We start from the raw sequence: 20,975 nt of genomic DNA on the forward strand, positions 1-20,975 counted from the left end.
TTTTTATAGTATTTCTTTTCTTATTTTAACGCTTTAAATGATTATTAGATATTTATATATACATGATATGTATAAATATATTATTGTATTAATATTAAGTTATTAATTTCTAATTATTTTTGGAGAGATATTTTGAAAAGTAAATGGTTGTTGCTCCCGCTAATTGTTCTGGTTATTTTTTGTTCTGTTTCAGCAGTTAGTGCTATGGAGCATGATGTAAATTCGAGTTATGAGATTCAAAATCATAATTTGACTTCTGATTCTAATGTGGGTGACTCAGATGATCAATATGATTTTTTAACGGTCAAACCTGTGAATTTTGTGGCTCCAAGTATTGAGAAATATTATAAAAATGGTACAAGCTTTGATGCGATTTTAACAGATTATAAGGGCAATCCTATTTCAAAACAACCAGTAATTTTCACTGTAAAGGGCGTTAGTTACGTAAAAATTACTAATAATGGTGGAATAGCTTCACTGCCTATTAATTTGGTTCAGGGAACATATTCAATAACTGCATTATATAATGGAACTGAAAACTATAATTCTGCAGTTATTAATTCTAAAATTATAGTTTTACCTACAGTTATAGGAGAAGATCTGGTCAAGTACTATAAGAATGGTACTCCTTATTCTGTTAAGGTTATTGACAGCAAAGGTAATCCTTTGGTTAATTCTAAGGTGGCTTTCACTATCAAAAGTAAAACTTATACTTTGTTAAGTGATTCTGATGGTATTGCCACATTGCCTATCAATCTTGCGGTTGGGAATTATGAAATTGTTGCTAAAAATTTGGCAGATAACACTTATCGCAAGGACAGTATAACCGTAATTCCTAATGTCATTGGTGGAAATCTGGTCAAGTACTATAAGAATGGTACTCCTTATTCTGTTAAGGTTATTGACAGCAAAGGTAATCCTTTGGTTAATTCTAAGGTGGCTTTCACTGTCAAAAGTAAAACTTATACTTTGTTAAGTGATTCTGATGGTATTGCAAGTCTGCCGATTAATTTAAATATTGGCACTTATTCCATCATCTCTAAAAATTTAGCTGACAATACATTCCGTCAAGATACAATTTATGTTATTCCAAATATTGTAACTGCAGATCTTGTTAAAGGATATGGTGATGACAAGAATTTTGAGGCTAAAATCATTGATAGCGAAGGCAATCCTGTTTCTGGTGCTAAAGTTCGTTTTACAGTAGCAAACAAGGATTATAACAGAATTACTAATTCTGAAGGTATCGCTTCATTGTATATTTCATTTAATCCTGGAACTTATAAAATAAAAACAACAAATTTGGACAATGGTCAATCATGCAATAACAATTTGAAAATTTTATCAAGACCTGATTCAAATATCTCAGTTTTAAATACGGTTATTGATGACAATTCAGGCAATTCCCTTAAAATAGTTTTATCTAATGTTTTGGGAAACAAACTCCCTAACAGGAATGTTGTTTTGGTCGTGGATGGGAAATCTTATAATGCCGTATCTGACAATAAGGGTGTTGTTACTTTCAATCCTAGATTAAATGCGGGTAATTATAGTGCTTTATATATTTACTTAGGAAATAACTACAATGGGGAAACATCTATTTATTCCAACATAACAGTTTTAAAAGGAAAAACAACAACTTTGGAGGTTTCAACTCCTATTGTTGTTAGGGGGGAATCATTGGATGTTATTGTAAATGATGTTGATGGCAATATTTTGCCAAATGTCCACATATCATTTAATGTATTGAATAAAAATTATACGGTTATTTCTAATGAAGAAGGTATTGCTAGTTTACCTATTAATTTAAATCAAGGGGTTGTTCCTGTTTCATATGCTGTTGCTGAGCAGGGGTATAGTCCTGTAACAGGTTTGGTTAACGTAACTGTCGTATCCGATAATCCTAATGTTAAATTTGAAAATGATGCCAACTGTTATATTAAAGGTCAGAAATTCAGCGCTAAGCTTTTAGTGGATAATGTTTATTTGGCAAATCAAGAAGTATCAATTTCAGTCAATAATAAAAATTATGATCTTGTCAGCAATGAAAAAGGAATTGTTTCTTTTGTAATCGATGAGGAACCAGGAACATATGATATAACTTGCACTTATGATGGAAATTCAATATTGGATGCTGTAAAAACCACATTTTATATAATTGTATTGGATTCAATGGACACATCATTAAGATATGTTGGTGAAAAACAATTTTCAGTAGAGGATGGAGGCAATTTTTCTGTTAGATTAGTCGGTTCCAATAACATTCCAATCGGGAATCAAAATATTAGCTTTAAATTAAAAAGCATAAGTTACTATGGAACAACAGATGAAAATGGGATTGCTTCATTACCTATTCATTTAAGCAAAGGCAACTATGAAATTTTCTATAAGTTTGAAGGAAATGGTCAATTGTTAGGCAGTTCAGGATCTCAAAAATTCTCTGTGGAATCAAAATTTTATAAAAGAAATGGGTACATGTTTATATGGAGAGACGAGGATGCTGATTTCAAGGCTCTTGCAAAACAGGGAACTACTGATGTGTTTGTTCATTGCAAGAACATAATACAATATGGTGAGGAAAATGTTTTGAAATGGATTAGAAATGCTAATTCATATGGTATCAATGTATATTTATGGGTGCCTATATTCCATAACAATGTACAATTTATTCCACCAATTAATGAGGATGGTACTCAAAATCGTGAGATTGTAAATCAGAGACTTAATGAGGCCAAATATTATGCAACCCTTCCGGGATTAAGTGGAATTCTTATAGATTTCATCAGGTTCCCTGGAACTGCTCACTACTATCAGGATTCTGCCAGCATCATTAGTAATGTTGTAAAGGATTATGCAGACACAGTACGCAGTGCAAATCCTGATTTACTAATGCTGTCTACTATCATTCCTAGGGAAAGGAATACAGTATATGATCATGCTCAGGATATTCACGCTATAGCAAAGTGTGTTGATGTCATAGTTCCATTGATTTACAAATCAGCATTTACAGAAAAGGTATTATGGATTTCAAATTTAGCCAAATGGTGTTATAATAATGCTGAAGGAACTCCACTATGGGTTGCTTTATTGGGTTATAAGGCCGATGCTATTCAAGAACCGATTTCTCTTTCAGAGATTAACAGGGATATTAAAATTACCTTAAAACAACACATTGATGGAATTCAAATATTTAGATGGGGTGCAACACCTCACCCTAACTTCAATGAGCTTTATTAATCATTGATATGGTAAGAATATTTTTTCTTACCTTTTTTCTTTTTTTAAAAATTTTTCACTAATCGTATATAGATTAATTATTTAAGTACGTATTAACATAATTATAAGGTGTGAATATTTTTTTTTTATTCATATGTTCTATAAATTTTTATTGTGGAGAAGATATTTTTGAAAAAACAATTTTTATTCATTCTATTGATGGTGGGACTTATTTTTAGTTCAATTTCAGCCATTAATGCAATGGATAATGCAGATATTAATTCAAATAATGTTCTAACGGATGATGATGTTATTATAGCTTCAAATTCTGATGATATTAGTGTAATTAATGCTAATGATGGATGTGTATCACTTGTGGCTCCGGATATTGTGAAATATTATAAAAACGACACACACTGTGATGCAACATTAAACGACAAAAATGGTAATCCGCTTTCAAATCAAAGTTTAACTTTCACAGTCAAAGGCGTAAGCTATGTAAAAGTCACTAATGAAAACGGGGTTGCTACATTGCCTATTAACTTAAGTCCGGGCAGTTATTTAATTTCCGTTTCATATTTTGGCGATTCATTATTTACAGTCGATTCAAATGTAGTGGTTTTGCCTACTGTTGTTGGTGGCGATCTTACCAAGTATTATAACAACGGTTCAGGATATTCAGTCAAGTTGGTTAATCCGGACGGCACTCCATTGGCCAATTCCAGGGTTGATATTACTGTTAAGGGCAAGACATATTCCAGAACCACCAATAGTGATGGGGTAGCTACCTTGCCGATTGGACTTAGTCAAGGCCAATATACTGTCAAGGCTCAAAACATGGCAGATAAAACATATAGGGAAGATACAATAACTGTTTTGCCTACTGTTGTTGGCGGGGACGTTAAGGGATATTACAAAAATGTCCAGTATTATGTTACATTGGTAAAGAACGATGGCACTCCTTTAAGTTTCAGCAAGCTTTCATATAATATTGCTGGAAAGACTTATTCCTGGACTAGTGATAGTCAGGGAAAGGCTAAGTTAGTAATTAACCTTTCACCAGGTACTTATACAATAACAACAACCAATTTGGCAGACAAGACTTCCAGACAGGATACTATAACTGTTTTGCCTACTATTATTGGTGGAGATGTTACTAAACGCTATAACAACGGTACAGGATATACAGTTAAATTAATAAGAGGAGATGGCAGTCCATTAGCTAATTCCAAAGTTGCAATTACAGTTAAAGGAAAGACATACACTCAAACTACCAATAGTAACGGAGTGGCTACATTAGGAATTGGCCTTAGTCAGGGAACATATACTATCACTGCTCAAAACGTAGCGGACAAAACTTCAGTTTCAAACAAGATTGTAGTTTTACCGAATATTGAATGTGTTTCAGGTACTAAATACTATAAGAGCGGCAATCCATACACAGTAAAGTTGTATGCATTCAACGGCAAAACATTGGCAAATGCTAAAGTGCAATTTGTTGTTAATGGGAAAACATATACAAGTACTTCGGATAGTAATGGATTAGCCAAACTTAATCTCGGTACTTTTGGTAAAGGTACATATACCATAAAAGCAACCAATATGGCAGATAAGACTTATATAACCACTACAGTTCAAGTATTGCCTAGTGTATCTGGTTCTAATGTGGATAAGCTATATTTGGATTATCAAAAACCATATGTTGTAACTGTAGTTGATGATACAGGAAAACCATTGCAAGGTGCTCAACTTAAATGTACCATCTCGTCAAAGAATTATTATATAACAACAGATGCAAATGGTGTAGCTAAGTTGGAAATCAACCTTTATCCAGGTTCATACACTGTCAAAACAGTTTATATGAAAACTGGTGAATCATGTTCAAATTCTATCAAAGTTACTGGAAATGTTAGGACCAATATATATGATGTTACTACAAATATCAAAGAAAATTCAGGTAATACATTCCAAGTACGTTTAACCAACAATTTGAAACATGAGATAGCTAAAGTTCCGGTGATTATGGTAATCGATGGAAAATCTTATACTTCTTACACAAACAAGCAAGGTATTGCTAGTTTCAATCCAGATGTTGGCGTTGGAAACTATGATGTGACTTATGTCTTTTTAGGTGACAATTATATGTTTGGAGCTTATAAAGACTCTAAAATCAGCATATTAAATGGAAAATTAGTTCAAATAGAAGTTAAAGATGATATTTTACATCAAGGAGATAACTTTGAAGTTACAGTTAAGGATACAAATGGAAAACCTTTAGCTAACCTTAGCGGATTCTTCACTGTGAAAGGCAATAACTATAATGTGTTGACTGATGATGATGGAGTAGCAAAATTGAAGATGAATCTCATTCCATCCAATGTTCTTGTTACATACACAGTAAATGAAAATGGATACAGTTTTGTTAAACAATCTAGCTATGTAAAAATAATAGATTCAGATAAGGTCAAATTCAATAGCAATATTGTAAATTATGGAAAAGGTCAAAAATTGCAAGTTAATCTTTTAATTGGAGACATTCCATTTTCAAACCAGCATGTAATTCTTAAAATAAATAATAAGGATTATGATGTAGTTACTGATAAGGACGGTATAGCTAGTTTGGAAATCAATTTGAATCCTGGAAAATATGATGTTATTTGTACATATGATGGTAATTCAAAAATACAGGGTGTTTCAAAAACAATTTCAATTAACGTATTGAACAAAATGGAAACCAAGTTTGAATACCTTGGAAGCACAACATTGTATAAGGAAAATAAAAATAAGGGATGTACTGTAAAATTAACAGGATCAAATGGACTTCCTATTGCTGGTGAAACTGTTAAATTTACAATTAAAGGATCCGGCTTACCTGTTAGTTATAATAAAATTACAGACGAGAATGGGATAGCTACACTGCCTATTAACTTAAATCAAGGTACCTATACCTTCAGTTATAGTTATGGGGGCAATTCTCAGTTCTCTGGAACTTCAGGATCTAAATCAGTTAAGATTGGAACTAAATTATATAATAGGAATAGTTATTATGTGATTTCCATTTCAGCTAACATGAATTTTGCAAACCTTAAAAAATTGGGAACTACCGATTTGTTCATCCATTCCTATAATATTGTCACATATGGTGAGCAGAAATTTATGGATTGGGTAAAAACCGTTAATTCCTATGGCATTTACGTGCACCTTTGGGTTTCAATCTATCAAAGTTCAGGACCTAACTATTCTCCTGTTTTGTCAAATGGACAACCTGATTATACCATCATTAATCAGGCTCTTGCAGAAGCCAAATATTATTCAACTTTGGATGTGGATGGTATTTCTCTTGATTTTGTAAGATTCCCAAGCAATGCTTACAAATATTCCATAGCTACTTCACTTATCAATAATTTGGTAAAGGATTATTCCAATATTGTACGTAGCTATAATCCTGATTTGATACTATCATTTGCTTGCATCGCTAGAGCAGAAAAAACTGCATACTACTTTGGTCAGGATGTTCCTACAATTTCAAAATATGTTGATGTTGTTATTCCTTTAATTTATAAGTCAAGCTTTGTAGGAAATAAAAACGCCATAATTTATAATTATGCAAAATGGGCTCATGATCATAGTAGTGTTCCTATTTGGGCATCTTTATTAGGATATAGGGCAGATGCGCTTCAAATTCCGATACCATTGTCAGAACTTTACAGTGACTGTAGAATAGTTATCAGTGCAGGTGCTTCAGGCATATCTATTTATAAATGGGGGAAGTCATATTCTCCTAACTTTGGAACATTGTTTTAAAATTTAAACATTATGTAAAAATTCATTTTTTTACATCTTTCTTTTTTATGTTTTTGACTTATTCAATTGTTTTTGTAAATTTATGTTATTTTAATTAAAATTAGTTTTTTACTTCAATACTAATTGATATATTGTTATTTTTATTTTTATTAGAACTAATGTATGGATTTTTCTTTATAATCATTGTCATTATTGGTTTTTAGCTTATATAATGATTTATTGTTGAGTTTTATAAAATAATTGTTTTTATTATTTAATTTCTTTTATACTGATGTTAATTTACTTATTTTTTTATTATACTCAAAAACAATCTTTTATATTTATTTTTATCCGCAATACTATTCGTGTTTCTTTTTTAAAGACCACACAATCGATGCTATAAATAAATACATTTATATAATAACATCACCCAAATTAATATTGTATGAATATTTTTAATGATATTCATAGTTGTTAAAATTTAAGTATAGGAGGCAAATAGTTTTGAAGAAACGTTTTTTATTCATTTTATTAATAGTTGGAATAATGTTATGTTCATTTTCCGCAGTTAGTGCAATGGATAATAATGATTTAAATTCTACAGAATTTATTTCACATGATACAAATGCTATAGATTTAGTTAGTGTATCAGATACTTCAGATGTTAACAACGAAAATAATGGGGATGTTGCTTTAAATGCAAATGACAATGCAAAAAGTTCCAGTTCTCAAGAGAGAAATAGGACCGTAACCCTTTCTGCTCCAGATTTAGATAAATATTATAAAAATGGAACAGATTTTGAGGCTATTTTAACTGATAGTGAGGGTAATCCAATTGAAAATCAGGATATTGTCATATGTATAAAAGGTGAAAAGTTCCCTAATGGCATATTTTATACAAAAACCACTAATGATTTAGGTAATGTTAAATTGCCAATTAATTTGCTTCAAGGGCAATATGCCATTACTGCAACCTACAAAGGTAATGAAATTTATGATTCTGCAGTAAGCGAAGCAAAAGTTAATGTCATGCCTAACGTGATTGGTGGAGATCTTACTAAGTATTATAAAAATGGAACTCAATATTATGTTACATTGGTTGGTGGAGTTAATAGTGCTCCTTTAGCAAATGCTAAAGTTGCTATTACTGTAAAAGGTAAGACTTATACTTTCACTACTGATGAGTCAGGTGTAGCATGTTTACCTATTAACCTTAGTCCAGGATCTTATACCATTGTAGCTCAGAACCTAGTTGATAAGACTTCAAGGTCTGATATAGTTAAAGTATTACCTACCATGTCTACTGGTGATTTGACTAAAGTATATTTAGACAATCATCACTTCAATGCAATTGTTGTAAAAGATGATGGTAGTCCATCTGTAGGAAGTAAGGTAAGTTTCACCATTAAAGGTAAGACTTATACTATGACTACTGATGCAAATGGTATAGCTACTTTACCTATTAACCTTAGTCCTGGAACATATAGTATATCTACACGTAATCTACTTGATGGTGTTACTTATACTAATACCGTTAAAGTATTAACTGGGGTAAAAACCAGTATTAAGGTAACTGATAGCACAATTGTTGAAAATGCTGGCAATACTGTTAATGCCACTTTATTCAATGAATTAGGTTATACAGTACCTAATATGGCAATTACTTTGGTTATAAATAATGCAAAATATACTGCTACTACCAATAGTGATGGTGTTGCAATTTTCACTCCTACTGTTAGTGCAGGAAACTATAAAGTTACTTACAGCTTTGCTGCCACCGGTGCGTATAAGGCATCATCAGCAAACAGCGTTATTAATGTATTAAATGGTAAGCAAGTAACTTTCGATGTTGATGAAACACTCATCCAAAAAGGATCTTCTTTCAATGTCCTAGTTAAGGATATGGAAGGTACTCCTGTATCAGATGTTAATTTATACTTTACACTTAATGGTGTAAATTACAATTCAAAAACAAATGATGAAGGTATAGCTAGCATAGTCATTAACGAAAATCCAGGTATAGTAATAATATCCTATGCAGTTAATGAAACTGGCTATTCAAACGCAAAGGGCAGTACTGAATTGATGGTTATTTCATCTAACAAGACTGCTTTATCAACAAACACAACTTCAGTAATTAGAGACAACAATGAGAAATTTTACGTCAAACTTTCAGTGGATGACATTCCATTGGCAAATGAGAACATCGTAATATCAGTCAATGGGGCAAACTACAATGTCATTACAAACGCTGGGGGTTGGGCAAGTTTACCGATTAATTTGTTACCTGGTCAATACAACATGATTTGTACATTTGCAGGAAATTCCAAATTTGAAGGATCTTCCAAAACCTTTGTACTTGAAGTAAAAAACATCGATTCAAGCAATCTCGAGTATTTGGGTGGTGCTGAATATGTTAAGGGAACCAAATCATTTGAGGTCATGTTAACCGATTCAAACAACAATCCTTTGACCAACATGCCTATTTTGATTACCGTCTCTTGCAAGTCATTCACCAAAACCTATACTATGTATACAGATGCTGACGGTATCGCTTCATTGCCTATCAACTTAAACAATGGAGAATACACAATCGGATACAAGTTCGAAGGAAATTCCAAACACGCTCCAGTACAAGGATCACAGGACATTCGTGTAATTCCTGCAGGTTCTTCCTACGGATTCGGATACTGGTTATTTGGAGCAGATATGGAGAAAGCTGATTTAGCAAGTCTTTCAAGTCAAGGAACTACTCAAATATTCCTTAATTCCTACGCATTTACCGTTCACGGAGAAAAAAAGGTAAGTGAATGGATTAAAAAAGCTAATTCACATGGAATTAAAGTACATATATGGATGGAAACATTCTATGACGGTGCATTTATATCACCACTTTTATCTGACGGTACACCAAATTATGCATATTTCAATCAAAAAATCAATGAAGCTAAATATTATGCAGGCGTATCTGGTGTAAGTGGTATTCATCTTGATTATATTAGATTCCCTGGAAATGCATACAAATATACCAATGGGGTCTCAGCAATCAACGAATTTGTACAAATGTGTTGTAATGCTGTTCGTACAGTCAATCCAAATGTTATAATGTCTGCAGCTGTAATGCCTGAAAAATCAGCTAATGCATATTACTATGGTCAGGACATTGCCTTTATGGGAAAACATCTCGATGTTATCATTCCTATGATCTATAAAGGTAATTATGGAGCATCTACTGCTTGGATTACCAGCACAACCAAATGGTTTGTTGAAAATTCACAAGGAGCTCAAATCTGGTCAGGATTACAAGGATACAAATCCGATAGTAATGTGGTTCCATTGTCAGCTTCAGAAATCACTGGTGATGCTAGTGCTGCGCTTAACGGTGGAGCTCAAGGTGCTATCGTATTCAGATGGGGAGTTACAAACTTTGCAGATTTCAAATCTGCAAACAAAGCTCCAGTTCCTGATGTTCCAGTTGGAACTACATTCACCAAAGCTGAAATAGAACAAGGTGCAGCATCTTTGAAAAGCTATATAGAATCTAAAGGTGTTTTGCCGGAATCAATAAATATTGGAAATAAAGTATGTACCGTTCCACAGTTATTATACTTGATGGCACAGTACACTGCAAATTATAATAGTCAGAATCAATTTACTGTAGTTAAAGTAGGCAATCCTGATACTTCAACTGGTGATGGGATGCGTAAGAAATTCATGAAAGCTGATTTCGTCACCACTGCAAAAGATATTGTTGACTATGTCAATCAATATGAAAAAGCACCAAGTTTCATGTCTACTTCCATAGGTAAAATCAAGTATTCTGCATTGGTATATTCATTTGCAAGAATTGTAAGCTTTACTGCAACAAATAAAGCTTTGCCTGCTTATGTTTATGTCACCAACATTGTGGACGACTATTCAATGACTGTTGTAATGAAACCTTCAGTTTCAACCAAAAACTACAAATATATCAATTATGAAACTACTTGGTTGAGTTACTGTCCAAAATGTGGTTATTATGCAACTTTATTAAACAATCCAAAAGGCACTCCTGAAGGTGAAATTACCTGTGCTCAATGTGATTCCGATTACTGTGGAGTTACTGGTAAAAATAAGATTGCATCTTCTAATGTTTATTTAACAAAGCTTAGTGATAGTGTTCCTGCAGATCCGGCAGGTCCAGGTAATGTAGTTACATTTAATGATATTTTAGATGCAGCTATTCGTGTAAAAGGTTATTTAGAAGCAAATGGTGAAATGCCTTTGACAGTTAATGTAGGTGGAAATAAATTATCCACAGCACAATATTTATATTTAGTTTCAAAAGCTATTGCAAATACCGCTAACTCTAACTTTAGCGACATTGAAATTAAAGATGTTAATGATGCTGAAAATCCAAATGGAGATACCATCTCATCAACCTTAAACAAAACCCAATATACAGATTTAGCAAACAGAGTTGCCAAATTCATTTTAGAATATGGACAAGCTCCTAATTATGCTAGTTCTGATGTTGGAAAAATATGTTACGATGAATTGGTTGATGCGTTCTCCAGAATCATGGCATTTTATTCAAATAACAATAAGGTAATGCCGTCCACTGTAGCTATTAAATGGGGAGGAAGCAGTTCCTCAACCATATCTGCATTGGCAGAATCATTGACTAAAGGTTTAACTTCAACCACTGCTAAAGCTACTGCGTTATTCAACTATGTAAGGGATTACATTACTTATGAATATTATGAAAACACCAGAAAAGGTGCTGAAGGAACTTTAGTATCCAAAGGTGGTAACTGTTGTGATCAATCACAATTATTAGTGGCAATGGCAAGATCTGTTGGTTTAACTGTCAGATTTGAACATGGTAAATGTTCATTCAGTTCAGGTTTATACACTGGACATGTATGGGTTCAATTCCAAATTGATGGTAAATGGGTTAACGCTGATCCTACAAGTACAAGAAATTCACTTGGGGTCATTAACAACTGGAGAACCAGTAGTTACACTCATTTCGGATACTATGACGTTTTACCATTCTAAGAAAAATTAATTTTTTTCTTACTTCTTTTTTTTTTATTTTTTGCTTATTTTTTCAGAATTCTTACTTTATTATGAAATTTAGGTTAGCCAAAAATATTTATATGCCTAAAGGCAATATTATATTGATTTGGTGGTAAGATGTCAAGTGATAATATTAGTCAGAATATCGAAGAATATTTAGAAGTTCTTTATCGTAATGGAAGCAATAAAGAACAAGTTTCAACAACTACACTATCTAAAGAATTAAATATAGCTCCAGGTAGTGTAACACAGATGCTCAAAAAATTGGAAAAATTAGACTATATTGAGTATGTTCCATATAAGGGAGCTTCTTTAACAGATGCTGGGATGAAAATAGCTCAAAAGATTACAAGAAAACATAGGATTCTTGAAAAGTTTTTAACAGATATCCTTAAGATCAAGGATGAAAATGTCCATGAACAGGCTTGTGAAATGGAACACAGTTTATCCGATGAGGCTGAAAGGGCATTGTGTTTCATGTTAAACCAACCTGATTTATGTCCTGATGAAAAAATAATTCCTGCATGTAACTTTATGTTTGGCAATTGTAATGATTGCATTTCTGAAAAAGATTTTGATAATGTTGTTATTAGGGATAATAATCTTTTATCTTTGTCTGAAGTTAATTCCAATGCTGATGGAATAGTTCATTTCATACGTGGGAATGAGGATTTGATTGATGAAATCAAAAGCGTTGGGATTGATATTGGAACTGAAATTGATTTTAATAAAAAGGATAATATTATCACTTTACTTGACGATGGGACTTCAATAAGTCCTTCTAAGGACTTTTTAAACAATATTTTTATTAAAATCTAATTTTTTTTTTGACTAATGTTTATATATAAATTAAAACATAATCATAATATTATTAAATATTTTTACGGTGTTTTAATGCGTGGAAATTTATCTAATGACATTATTTCTATTAAGATTGAAGAGGGTAGTAAAAAACCAATAGCTTTGCATGAAAAGAGCCTTTTTGGTAAAATAGAGGCTGATACTTTACAACTTTCTTTGATTGAAGGTTGCTATTTATTGGAAAAGAATAGATTGAACATTTTTAAGGATGATGAAAAGCTTGATGTTGCATATTTTATTGATTTGCTTAAATCCAAAGACTTGTACAGCAAATATATAGTATATAGGGATTTGAAGGACAGAGGTTATGTTATCAAAACAGGATTTAAGTATGGCTCTGAGTTTCGTTTGTATGACCGTGGAAGGTCTCCAGGCAAAGGTCACTCAGATTATTTGGTAAAGGTTATTTTTGAAAATTATGATATTAATGCATTAGATTTTGCAAGCTATGTTCGTATTGCACACGGTGTCAATAAAAAATTGTTATTGGCAATCGTTGATGAGGATTTTGATATTACCTATTACAATGTGGAATGGACAAGGCCGTAATCTTATAATTATCTTTAATATTTTTATATAACTTTATTAAACTATAATGTTTAATTTAGTTAATTTTTAATTTAATTGATTGAGTAGAAATAAGGTGAGTAATTTGATTGATCCATGGGCATCATTTAGTGTGGATTATGACAAGTTAGTTAATCAATTTGGAATTCAAGTGATTTCAGACATGATTGGCGATATTGAAAATCCCGGAAGACTAATGAAAAGAGGAGTAATTTTTGGACATAGAGACTTTGATATAATTAACAAAAAGATTAATGGCAATGAAGAATTTGCAGTTGTTACTGGTATGATGCCAAGTGGGCAAATGCATATTGGTCATAAGATGGTCGTTGATCAATTGAAATGGTATCAGGATAAGGGAGCGATGTTGTCTTTGCCGATTGCAGACATGGAAGCATATGCAGCAAGAGACATGAGTTTTGAAAAGGCGAGGGAAATAACCATTAATGAATATTTGACAAATTACATTGCTTTGGGCTTGGACTTAGAAAAAGATAATGTAAACATATATTTGCAATCTCAAAACGAGGATTTGCATCGTCTTGCCTTTAAGGCTTCCAGAAAAACCAATTTCAATGAACTCAAGGCTATTTATGGTTTTACCCCTTCTACAAACATTGCTCATGTTCAGGCTCCACTTTTGCAGGTAGCCGACATTTTACTTCCTCAGATTGAAGAATTTGGAGGCCCTAAAAAGGTAGTGGTTCCTGTTGGAATAGACCAGGACCCTCACATTAGATTGACAAGAGACATTGCACATAAACTTTCCGAAGAGTTAGGATTTATAGCTCCGGCTTCTACATACCACCGTTTCCTTACAGGTTTAAGTGGTGACAAAATGTCCAGCAGCAAGCCTTCCACTGCAATTTATCTTAACGAGGATTCTGAAACTGCCGCCAAAAAGGTTAAGACTGCTAAAACAGGTGGAAGAGAAAGTTTAAAAGAGCAGCAAGAACTTGGTGGGGAAGTTGACAAATGTGTTGTTTATGAAATGTTGGTATATCATTTGATAGACGATGACGCAGAGCTTGAGAAAATCAGACAGGAATGTTTGGATGGAACATTGCGTTGCGGTGACTGTAAAGCTCATGCAAGCGAATTGATGGCTAAAATGTTTGATGATTTGTCAGATAAACAGGAAGAGGCTCGTGAAATAGCAGAAACTTTGATTTAGATGAACATCAAACATGACGTAAGGGAGGCGTTTGCAGACAATAGATATATAATTCTGATATCTGCACTCATATTTCTAATAACCTTATTTGCAGGTTATTTCTTCCATTCCCTTCTTTCCAGCTATTTAAGTCCTGCTGTACAACAGCTTAGCGAAGGTGTTAAGAACGGCTCAATTCAGATAACGTTCCAGACCATTTTTCTAAACAATCTTTTAATAATATTAAGGTTGTTTGTCTTTGGGATAATATTCTGTTTTTCCTGTGTTGTTCTTGCCTACAATGGTTTGTTTTTGGGATATTTCATAGCAAATGCAGGGAATCTAGTTCCTACAATTCTGTTGATAGTCCCTCATGGAATATTTGAACTTCCTTCAATCGTTATAGCTAATGCTTCAGGTTTGATATTGCTGAAATATCTAATCAGGGTTTTCACTTTGAAAAATTGCCAATCCGAAAAGGAGGAGTTTGTAGTCAACGATTCAATAATAAATAAGCTTTGCAATAGTTTGATTAATAATAGCAAATACTTAAAACATTCTTTGATATTGCTTGCAATTTCAATAGTCCTTATGGCAATTGCAGGTGTTATCGAGGTTTATGTTACAAGAAATTTAGCTTTCTTTTTGATAAATTTCTTTGGTTTAAAGTAAATTTTTTATATTTTTAATTTAATAAAGTAAATTTAAGTGATTTTTATGATAAGATGTGTTGTATGTGGTGAAGAGTACGACGATGATGAAGTAATTTATACTTGTAAGAAATGTGGTTCTGTTCTTGAACTTGCAAGTTTGGATGTTGATATAGATAAAAGCATATTTGAATGTAGAAAAGATACATTGTGGAAATATAAAGAGTTAATTCCTGTTAACAGCGATCATATCGTAACTCTTGGTGAAGGTGGAACCCCATTCTGTAAATGTGATAAGATCGGTGAGGAACTTGGCGTAGACTTGTATGTTAAGGTGGAAGGTTCCAACCCAACCGGAAGTTTTAAAGATCGTGGTATGACCGTAGGGGTTACAAAAGCTGTTGAATTAGGTGTGGACACAGTAGGTTGTGCTTCAACCGGAAATACTTCAGCATCACTTTCAGCTTATGCAGCACGTGCAGGTCTTCGTTGTATTGTATTTTTACCGTCAGGTAAGGTTGCTTTAGGAAAATTAGCACAAGCTATGTTCCATGGAGCGGAAGTTATTTCAATCGATGGTAATTTTGATGAAGCGTTGGAAGCAATGACTGCTTTAGCATTAGACAAATATCTTTATCTGTTAAATTCAATCAATCCATACAGATTGGAAGGTCAAAAAACAATAGGTTATGAAATCCTTCAGGATCTTGGATGGGAATCTCCAGATAGGATTATTTTGCCTGTAGGTAATGCAGGAAACATTTCAGCTATCTGGAAAGGTGTTTCAGAATTCTATGACTTGGGCTTTGTAGATTCTAAACCTATGATGACTGGTATTCAGGCTGAAGGGGCATGTCCAATTACCAATGCGTTTAGAAAAGGAACTAAGGATGTTGTTCCGGTGGATGATCCTGAAACTATTGCAACTGCAATTCGTATAGGTGCTCCTGTAAGTTATATTAAGGCTATGAATGCGATTTACGATTCAAATGGTTATTCTGAAACCGTAACCGATGAGGAAATCCTTGATGCACAAAAATATTTGGCTAGAAAGGAAGGTATTGGTGTTGAACCGGCTTCTGCAGCTTCAATTGCAGGTTTAAGAAAACTTAGAGAGGAAGGAGTAATTGACAAAGGAGAAAGGGTTGCTTGTGTAGTAACAGGTCATTTGTTGAAGGATCCGAACACTGCAATCGATGCTTGTACCAAACCTGTTGAGGTAAGTGCTGACATTGATGCATTGAAAAATCTTTTAACAAATAAAGAATAGGCCCCTATTCTTTTTTTCTTTATTATATTTTCTTTATTTTTTAAAAACCATCATTTATTTTTTTTAGAATTGTTATATTTTTTAAATTCTTCAATTGTATTCAATTATAATTCTTATTCATTTGATTTTTTGAAATTAAGGAAAAATTAACCAATATATTTATATATAATAAAATAAACATTATTAATTACAAAAATTAATTATAAAGAGGTGTCAATTATGGAATTACCAATCGCTCCAGTAGGAAGAATATTAAAAAATGCCGGTGCAGTAAGAGTAAGTGATGACGCAAAAATTGCATTAACCGAAGCAATAGAAGACTACGGAAATGAAGTATCTAAAAAAGCAGTAGGTTTTGCACGTCATGCTGGTCGTAAAACCGTAAAAGCTGAAGATGTAAGATTAGCAACTAAAGCTTAAGCATTTTTTCTTGTGATTTAATATATTAGTAAAACATTTTAGTTTTACTTTTTTAAATCATTTTATCAACCGTTTTATTTTTGTAGAATTTTTAAGACTTATTTTTTTAAAAAAAGAATTTTTTAAGAGTAACATTTATAAAGTATTAATGTTATACTTATAACTGTCTAGTTCTCTAGAATTATTTCATTAATTACTAAATTTTTATTTTTAGCTTTGCTGAAAAATATATAAAAATTCAGAAGTATTTGTATTGAAAGTTTAATCTCTCTTATTTTTTTAAAATGAGATTATATTTAGTGATATATGATTATATTCAAGAATTAGTATATTATTCAAAAATTGAATAATTATTCTGTAATTTAATAGTTAAAATAACTAGAAAATTACAAAATATTATGATTCAAAATGGATTATAATATCTGCCGATGGATGGCAATGCCAGATGAAAAAGGAGGTATATATTATGGCAGCAATTTATGTAAAATTTGAGACACCTGAAGAATTAGTTAACGAAGTCGAAGAAGCTTTAGAAACTGCAGCAAACACTGGAAAAGTAGCAAAAGGAACTAACGAAGTAACCAAACTCATCGAAAGAGGAGATGCAGAACTCGTTGTTATCGCAGAAGACGTACAACCTGAAGAAATCGTTGCACACATTCCTATTCTCGCTGATGAAAAAGAAATTCCTTACGTATACTTACCTACCAAAGAACAAGTTGGTGGAGCTGCAGGTTTAACTGTTGGTACTGCTTCTGCATGTATTGTAGATGCTGGGGACGCTAAAGGCGCAGTTGAAGAAATTGTAGAAAAAGTCGCTGAACTTAAAGATTAGATGTCTTAAGACATTTGTCTAATCAAATGGGTGATTTAAATGGAAGAAGGTACTCCAGCAGAAGTCATTGAAGTTTTAAAAAGAACTGGTATGACTGGAGAGGTAATGCAAATCAAATGCAGAATCCTCGATGGAAGAGATAAGGGAAGAATTTTAACAAGAAACATTATGGGTCCTGTAAGAGAAGGCGACATTTTAATGTTACTTGATACAATCAGAGAAGCTAAGGAAATTAAAACTCCTTAATCCTTATAAGAAGGTGTAAGAACATGAGAACTTGTTCATTCTGTAATAAAGAAATCGAAGACGGAACTGGAAAAATGTATGTAAAAAGAGATGGTTCTATTTATTTCTTTTGCAGCAGTAAATGTGAAAAAAACATGATCAAACTCGGAAGAGTTCCAAGAAAAGTTAAATGGGTTAAAGAATGATTCAAAAAAGTTTTGTAATGATGAAACCAGACGCAGTTTCAAGACGTCTTATGGGTAAAATATTATCTCGTTTTGAAGAAAAAGGTCTTCAAATCATTGCTGTTAAATTAATGCAAATTGATGAAGAGTTAGCAAAAACTCATTATGGAGAACACGCTGATAAACCATTCTTTGAAGATTTAGTTACTTATATTACTTCATCTCCATCATTAGCTATGGTAATCAAAGGTGAAGATGCTATTTCAACAATCAGAAAAATGGTTGGTGCAACTAATCCTTTAGAAGCAGATCTCGGTACTATTAGAGGAGATTTCGCTATGGATACTGGAAGAAATATTATTCATGCTTCTGATTCTCCAGACTCTGCTGAAAGAGAAATTAATCTTTTCTTTAACGAAGATGAAATTTGCGATTACTCAATAGTTGATAATATTTGGATTTACGAATAAATTATTTAATTTAAAATTTTATTATTAAGGATAACATGAAAATCAGGTCACCAATCGTATCAGTATTAGGTCATGTAGACCATGGTAAAACTACATTGTTAGATTATATTAGAGGTAGTACTATTGCTGCAAAGGAAGCGGGAGGTATTACTCAGCATATTGGGGCTACAGAGATTCCTAATGATACTATTGAAGATATCTGTGGTAATTTCATATCAAAATTAGCTATTAAAGATTTGATTCCTGGATTATTCTTTATTGATACTCCAGGACATGCCGCTTTTACCAGTTTAAGAAAACGTGGTGGGGCATTAGCTGATTTGGCAGTTTTAATTGTAGATATTAACGATGGTTTCAAACCACAAACATTTGAAGCTTTGAATATTCTTAAATTATATAAAACTCCTTTTATTGTTGTTGCAAATAAAATTGACATGCTCTTTGGATGGGAAACTCATGAAGGAGCATCATTTAAAGAAACATTTGCACAACAAGCTCCAAGCGTCCAGCAAGATTTAGATACAAAAGTCTATGAGATTGTAGGACTTCTTCATAAAGAAGGATTCCAGTCAGAACGTTTTGACAGGGTTAGCAATTTCGCTTCTCAAATTTCCATTATTCCAATCAGTGCAAGAACTGGTGAGGGAGTCATTGAAGTTCTAGCTATGCTTTTGGGACTTGCTCAGGAATATTTAACTCAACAACTTGAGATTCATGAGGATGCTCCTGCTAAAGGAACAGTTTTAGAAGTTAAGGAAGAAACAGGTCTTGGAATGACTGTTGATGCTATTATCTATGATGGTATTTTAAAAACCAACGATGAAATAGCTTTAATGCTTTCCAACGATGAAGTCTTAACTACTAAGACAAGATCTATTTTAAGGCCATTGCCTTTAGAGGAAATGAGAGATTCTAAAAGAAAATTCAAAAAAGTGGATGAGGTTGTAGCTGCAGCGGGTATTAAAATAGCAGCTCCTAACTTAGATAATGTTGTATCTGGTTCTCCTCTTAGAGTTTTAAGTGATGATTGTGATGTTGAAAGCGAAATTTTAAAAGAGATTGAAGACATCACCATTGACACTGAAGATGAGGGAATTTTAGTTAAAGCTGATACTTTAGGTTCTCTTGAAGCTATTGTAAAATTACTTAAAGAGATGGATATTCCAATAAGATCTGCAGATATTGGAGATGTTAATCGTAGAGATATTATTAATTCTTCAATTGCTCTTAGTGAAAATGAAGCTTATGGTGCTATCATTGCATTTAACGTAGGCGTCCATCCTAATTCTGTAGAGGATTTAAACAATTCCGATGTTAAATTATTCTCAGGAGACGTAATCTATCAAATTATTGAAGATTATGAAGAATGGATTAAACAAAAAGAAGAAGCTAAGAAAAAATCTTTCTACAATGCAATTATCAAGCCTGCAAAATTCATGTCACTTCCAAAATTAGTTTTCCGTCAAAGCAAACCTGCTATTTTAGGTATTGAAGTATTGAGTGGAACCGTTAAACAAGGTCAAAAGGTCATTAACAAAAACGGTGAAACTGTAGGTACCATTGCCAGTATGGAGGATAAAGGAGAGACTTTGCCTGATATATCCAGAGGACAAAGGGTAGCTATGGCAATCAAAGATGCCATTGTTGGAAAACACTTTGAAGAGGGAGATGAATTATATATTGATATTCCTGAAAAGCATTATAAGTTCATTGAAAGGGAATTCAAAGACAAGTTAACTGAAGACGAATATGAAACATTATATGAATTTTTAGAAATTAAAAGGAAAACAGAGCCTGATTGGGGAAGCTTTGGTCTTTTCGAATAATAAAATTTTAGTGAAAAAATTAATGGAGGAAAAAGCATGGTATACAAAGTTGTTGTATCTGATAAGGGCGAAAGTCATCAAATCGAAATCGAAGATGGTGTAGAAATTAACGGTTTAGTCATTGGCGATGAATTTGATGGTAAAGTAGTCGGATTAGATGGATACACTTTAAAAGTTACTGGCGGTAGTGACAAAAACGGGTTCACAATGAAAAAAGATGTACCAGGTACCAGAAGAATAAGAAGCTTATTAAGCAGTGGTGTCGGTTACAATCCTAAAAAAGCTGGTGTTAAAAGAAGAAAAACAGTAAGAGGAAATACTATAGCTGATGATATTGTACAAGTTAATACTGTAGTTACTTCAGCTGGAAGCAAACCTATTGCTGAAATTCTCGGTTCTAATGATGAAGAGGAAGAATAGATTCCCTATTTTTTCTCATTTATTTTTAATGTT

At 32.7% G+C, this 20,975-nt stretch carries 15 protein-coding genes; all 15 read left to right on the forward strand.

Annotation, left to right across the window (positions count from 1 at the left end):
- Positions 1-132: 132 nt before the first annotated feature.
- The 15 genes from Q4P18_RS06325 (at position 133) to Q4P18_RS06395 (ending at position 20,942) form a co-directional block, all read left to right on the forward strand.
- Positions 133-3,237 carry a collagen binding domain-containing protein gene (locus tag Q4P18_RS06325; protein ID WP_303336918.1) on the forward strand — a complete coding sequence of 1,035 codons (3,105 nt, stop codon included), beginning with the start codon at positions 133-135 and terminating at the stop codon, positions 3,235-3,237.
- 168 nt (positions 3,238-3,405) lie between these two features.
- Positions 3,406-7,020, forward strand: a complete 3,615-nt coding sequence (locus tag Q4P18_RS06330; RefSeq protein ID WP_303336921.1) for a hypothetical protein — start codon at positions 3,406-3,408, stop codon at positions 7,018-7,020.
- A 525-nt stretch (positions 7,021-7,545) separates the two neighbouring features.
- Complete coding sequence (locus Q4P18_RS06335; protein WP_303336923.1) at positions 7,546-12,039, forward strand: pseudomurein-binding repeat-containing protein; 4,494 nt, start codon at positions 7,546-7,548, stop codon at positions 12,037-12,039.
- Between the two features lie 138 nt (positions 12,040-12,177).
- A complete protein-coding gene (locus Q4P18_RS06340; protein WP_303336925.1) occupies positions 12,178-12,879 on the forward strand; it encodes a metal-dependent transcriptional regulator in 702 nt (233 codons plus the stop codon).
- A gap of 75 nt (positions 12,880-12,954) precedes the next feature.
- Positions 12,955-13,470 (forward strand): tRNA-intron lyase, encoded by a 516-nt coding sequence (gene endA / locus Q4P18_RS06345; protein ID WP_303336928.1) that lies wholly within the window; start codon positions 12,955-12,957, stop codon positions 13,468-13,470.
- A gap of 103 nt (positions 13,471-13,573) precedes the next feature.
- Positions 13,574-14,662 carry a tryptophan--tRNA ligase gene (locus tag Q4P18_RS06350; protein ID WP_303336930.1) on the forward strand — a complete coding sequence of 363 codons (1,089 nt, stop codon included), beginning with the start codon at positions 13,574-13,576 and terminating at the stop codon, positions 14,660-14,662.
- On the forward strand, positions 14,663-15,313 hold the full coding sequence (locus tag Q4P18_RS06355; protein WP_303336933.1) for a stage II sporulation protein M: 651 nt from the start codon (positions 14,663-14,665) through the stop codon (positions 15,311-15,313). It abuts the gene before it with no gap.
- A gap of 45 nt (positions 15,314-15,358) precedes the next feature.
- Positions 15,359-16,561: a threonine synthase gene (thrC, locus tag Q4P18_RS06360; protein ID WP_303336936.1), complete on the forward strand. Its 1,203-nt coding sequence runs from the start codon at positions 15,359-15,361 to the stop codon at positions 16,559-16,561.
- A gap of 219 nt (positions 16,562-16,780) precedes the next feature.
- Positions 16,781-16,981: a histone family protein gene (locus tag Q4P18_RS06365; protein WP_368660194.1), complete on the forward strand. Its 201-nt coding sequence runs from the start codon at positions 16,781-16,783 to the stop codon at positions 16,979-16,981.
- 463 nt (positions 16,982-17,444) lie between these two features.
- Positions 17,445-17,816: a 50S ribosomal protein L7Ae gene (gene rpl7ae, locus Q4P18_RS06370; RefSeq protein ID WP_303337236.1), complete on the forward strand. Its 372-nt coding sequence runs from the start codon at positions 17,445-17,447 to the stop codon at positions 17,814-17,816.
- A 39-nt stretch (positions 17,817-17,855) separates the two neighbouring features.
- Positions 17,856-18,062, forward strand: coding sequence for a 30S ribosomal protein S28e (locus tag Q4P18_RS06375; protein ID WP_116669816.1), 207 nt, complete (start codon positions 17,856-17,858; stop codon positions 18,060-18,062).
- 23 nt (positions 18,063-18,085) lie between these two features.
- Entirely contained in the window at positions 18,086-18,247 is a 162-nt protein-coding gene (locus Q4P18_RS06380) for a 50S ribosomal protein L24e (RefSeq protein WP_178648170.1), read from the forward strand.
- The gene (gene ndk, locus Q4P18_RS06385) at positions 18,244-18,696 is read left to right on the forward strand and encodes a nucleoside-diphosphate kinase (protein ID WP_303336941.1); all 453 of its coding nucleotides are present in this window, start codon (positions 18,244-18,246) and stop codon (positions 18,694-18,696) included. Before Q4P18_RS06380 ends, ndk begins: the two co-directional genes overlap by 4 nt.
- Before the next feature lie 35 nt (positions 18,697-18,731).
- The gene (infB, locus tag Q4P18_RS06390; RefSeq protein ID WP_303336943.1) at positions 18,732-20,522 is read left to right on the forward strand and encodes a translation initiation factor IF-2; all 1,791 of its coding nucleotides are present in this window, start codon (positions 18,732-18,734) and stop codon (positions 20,520-20,522) included.
- Positions 20,523-20,558: 36 nt separating this feature from the next.
- The gene (locus Q4P18_RS06395) at positions 20,559-20,942 is read left to right on the forward strand and encodes a 30S ribosomal protein S6e (protein ID WP_303336946.1); all 384 of its coding nucleotides are present in this window, start codon (positions 20,559-20,561) and stop codon (positions 20,940-20,942) included.
- Positions 20,943-20,975: the final 33 nt, after the last annotated feature.

The organism is Methanobrevibacter sp. (assembly GCF_030539665.1).
Taxonomy (GTDB): Archaea; Methanobacteriota; Methanobacteria; order Methanobacteriales; family Methanobacteriaceae; genus Methanocatella.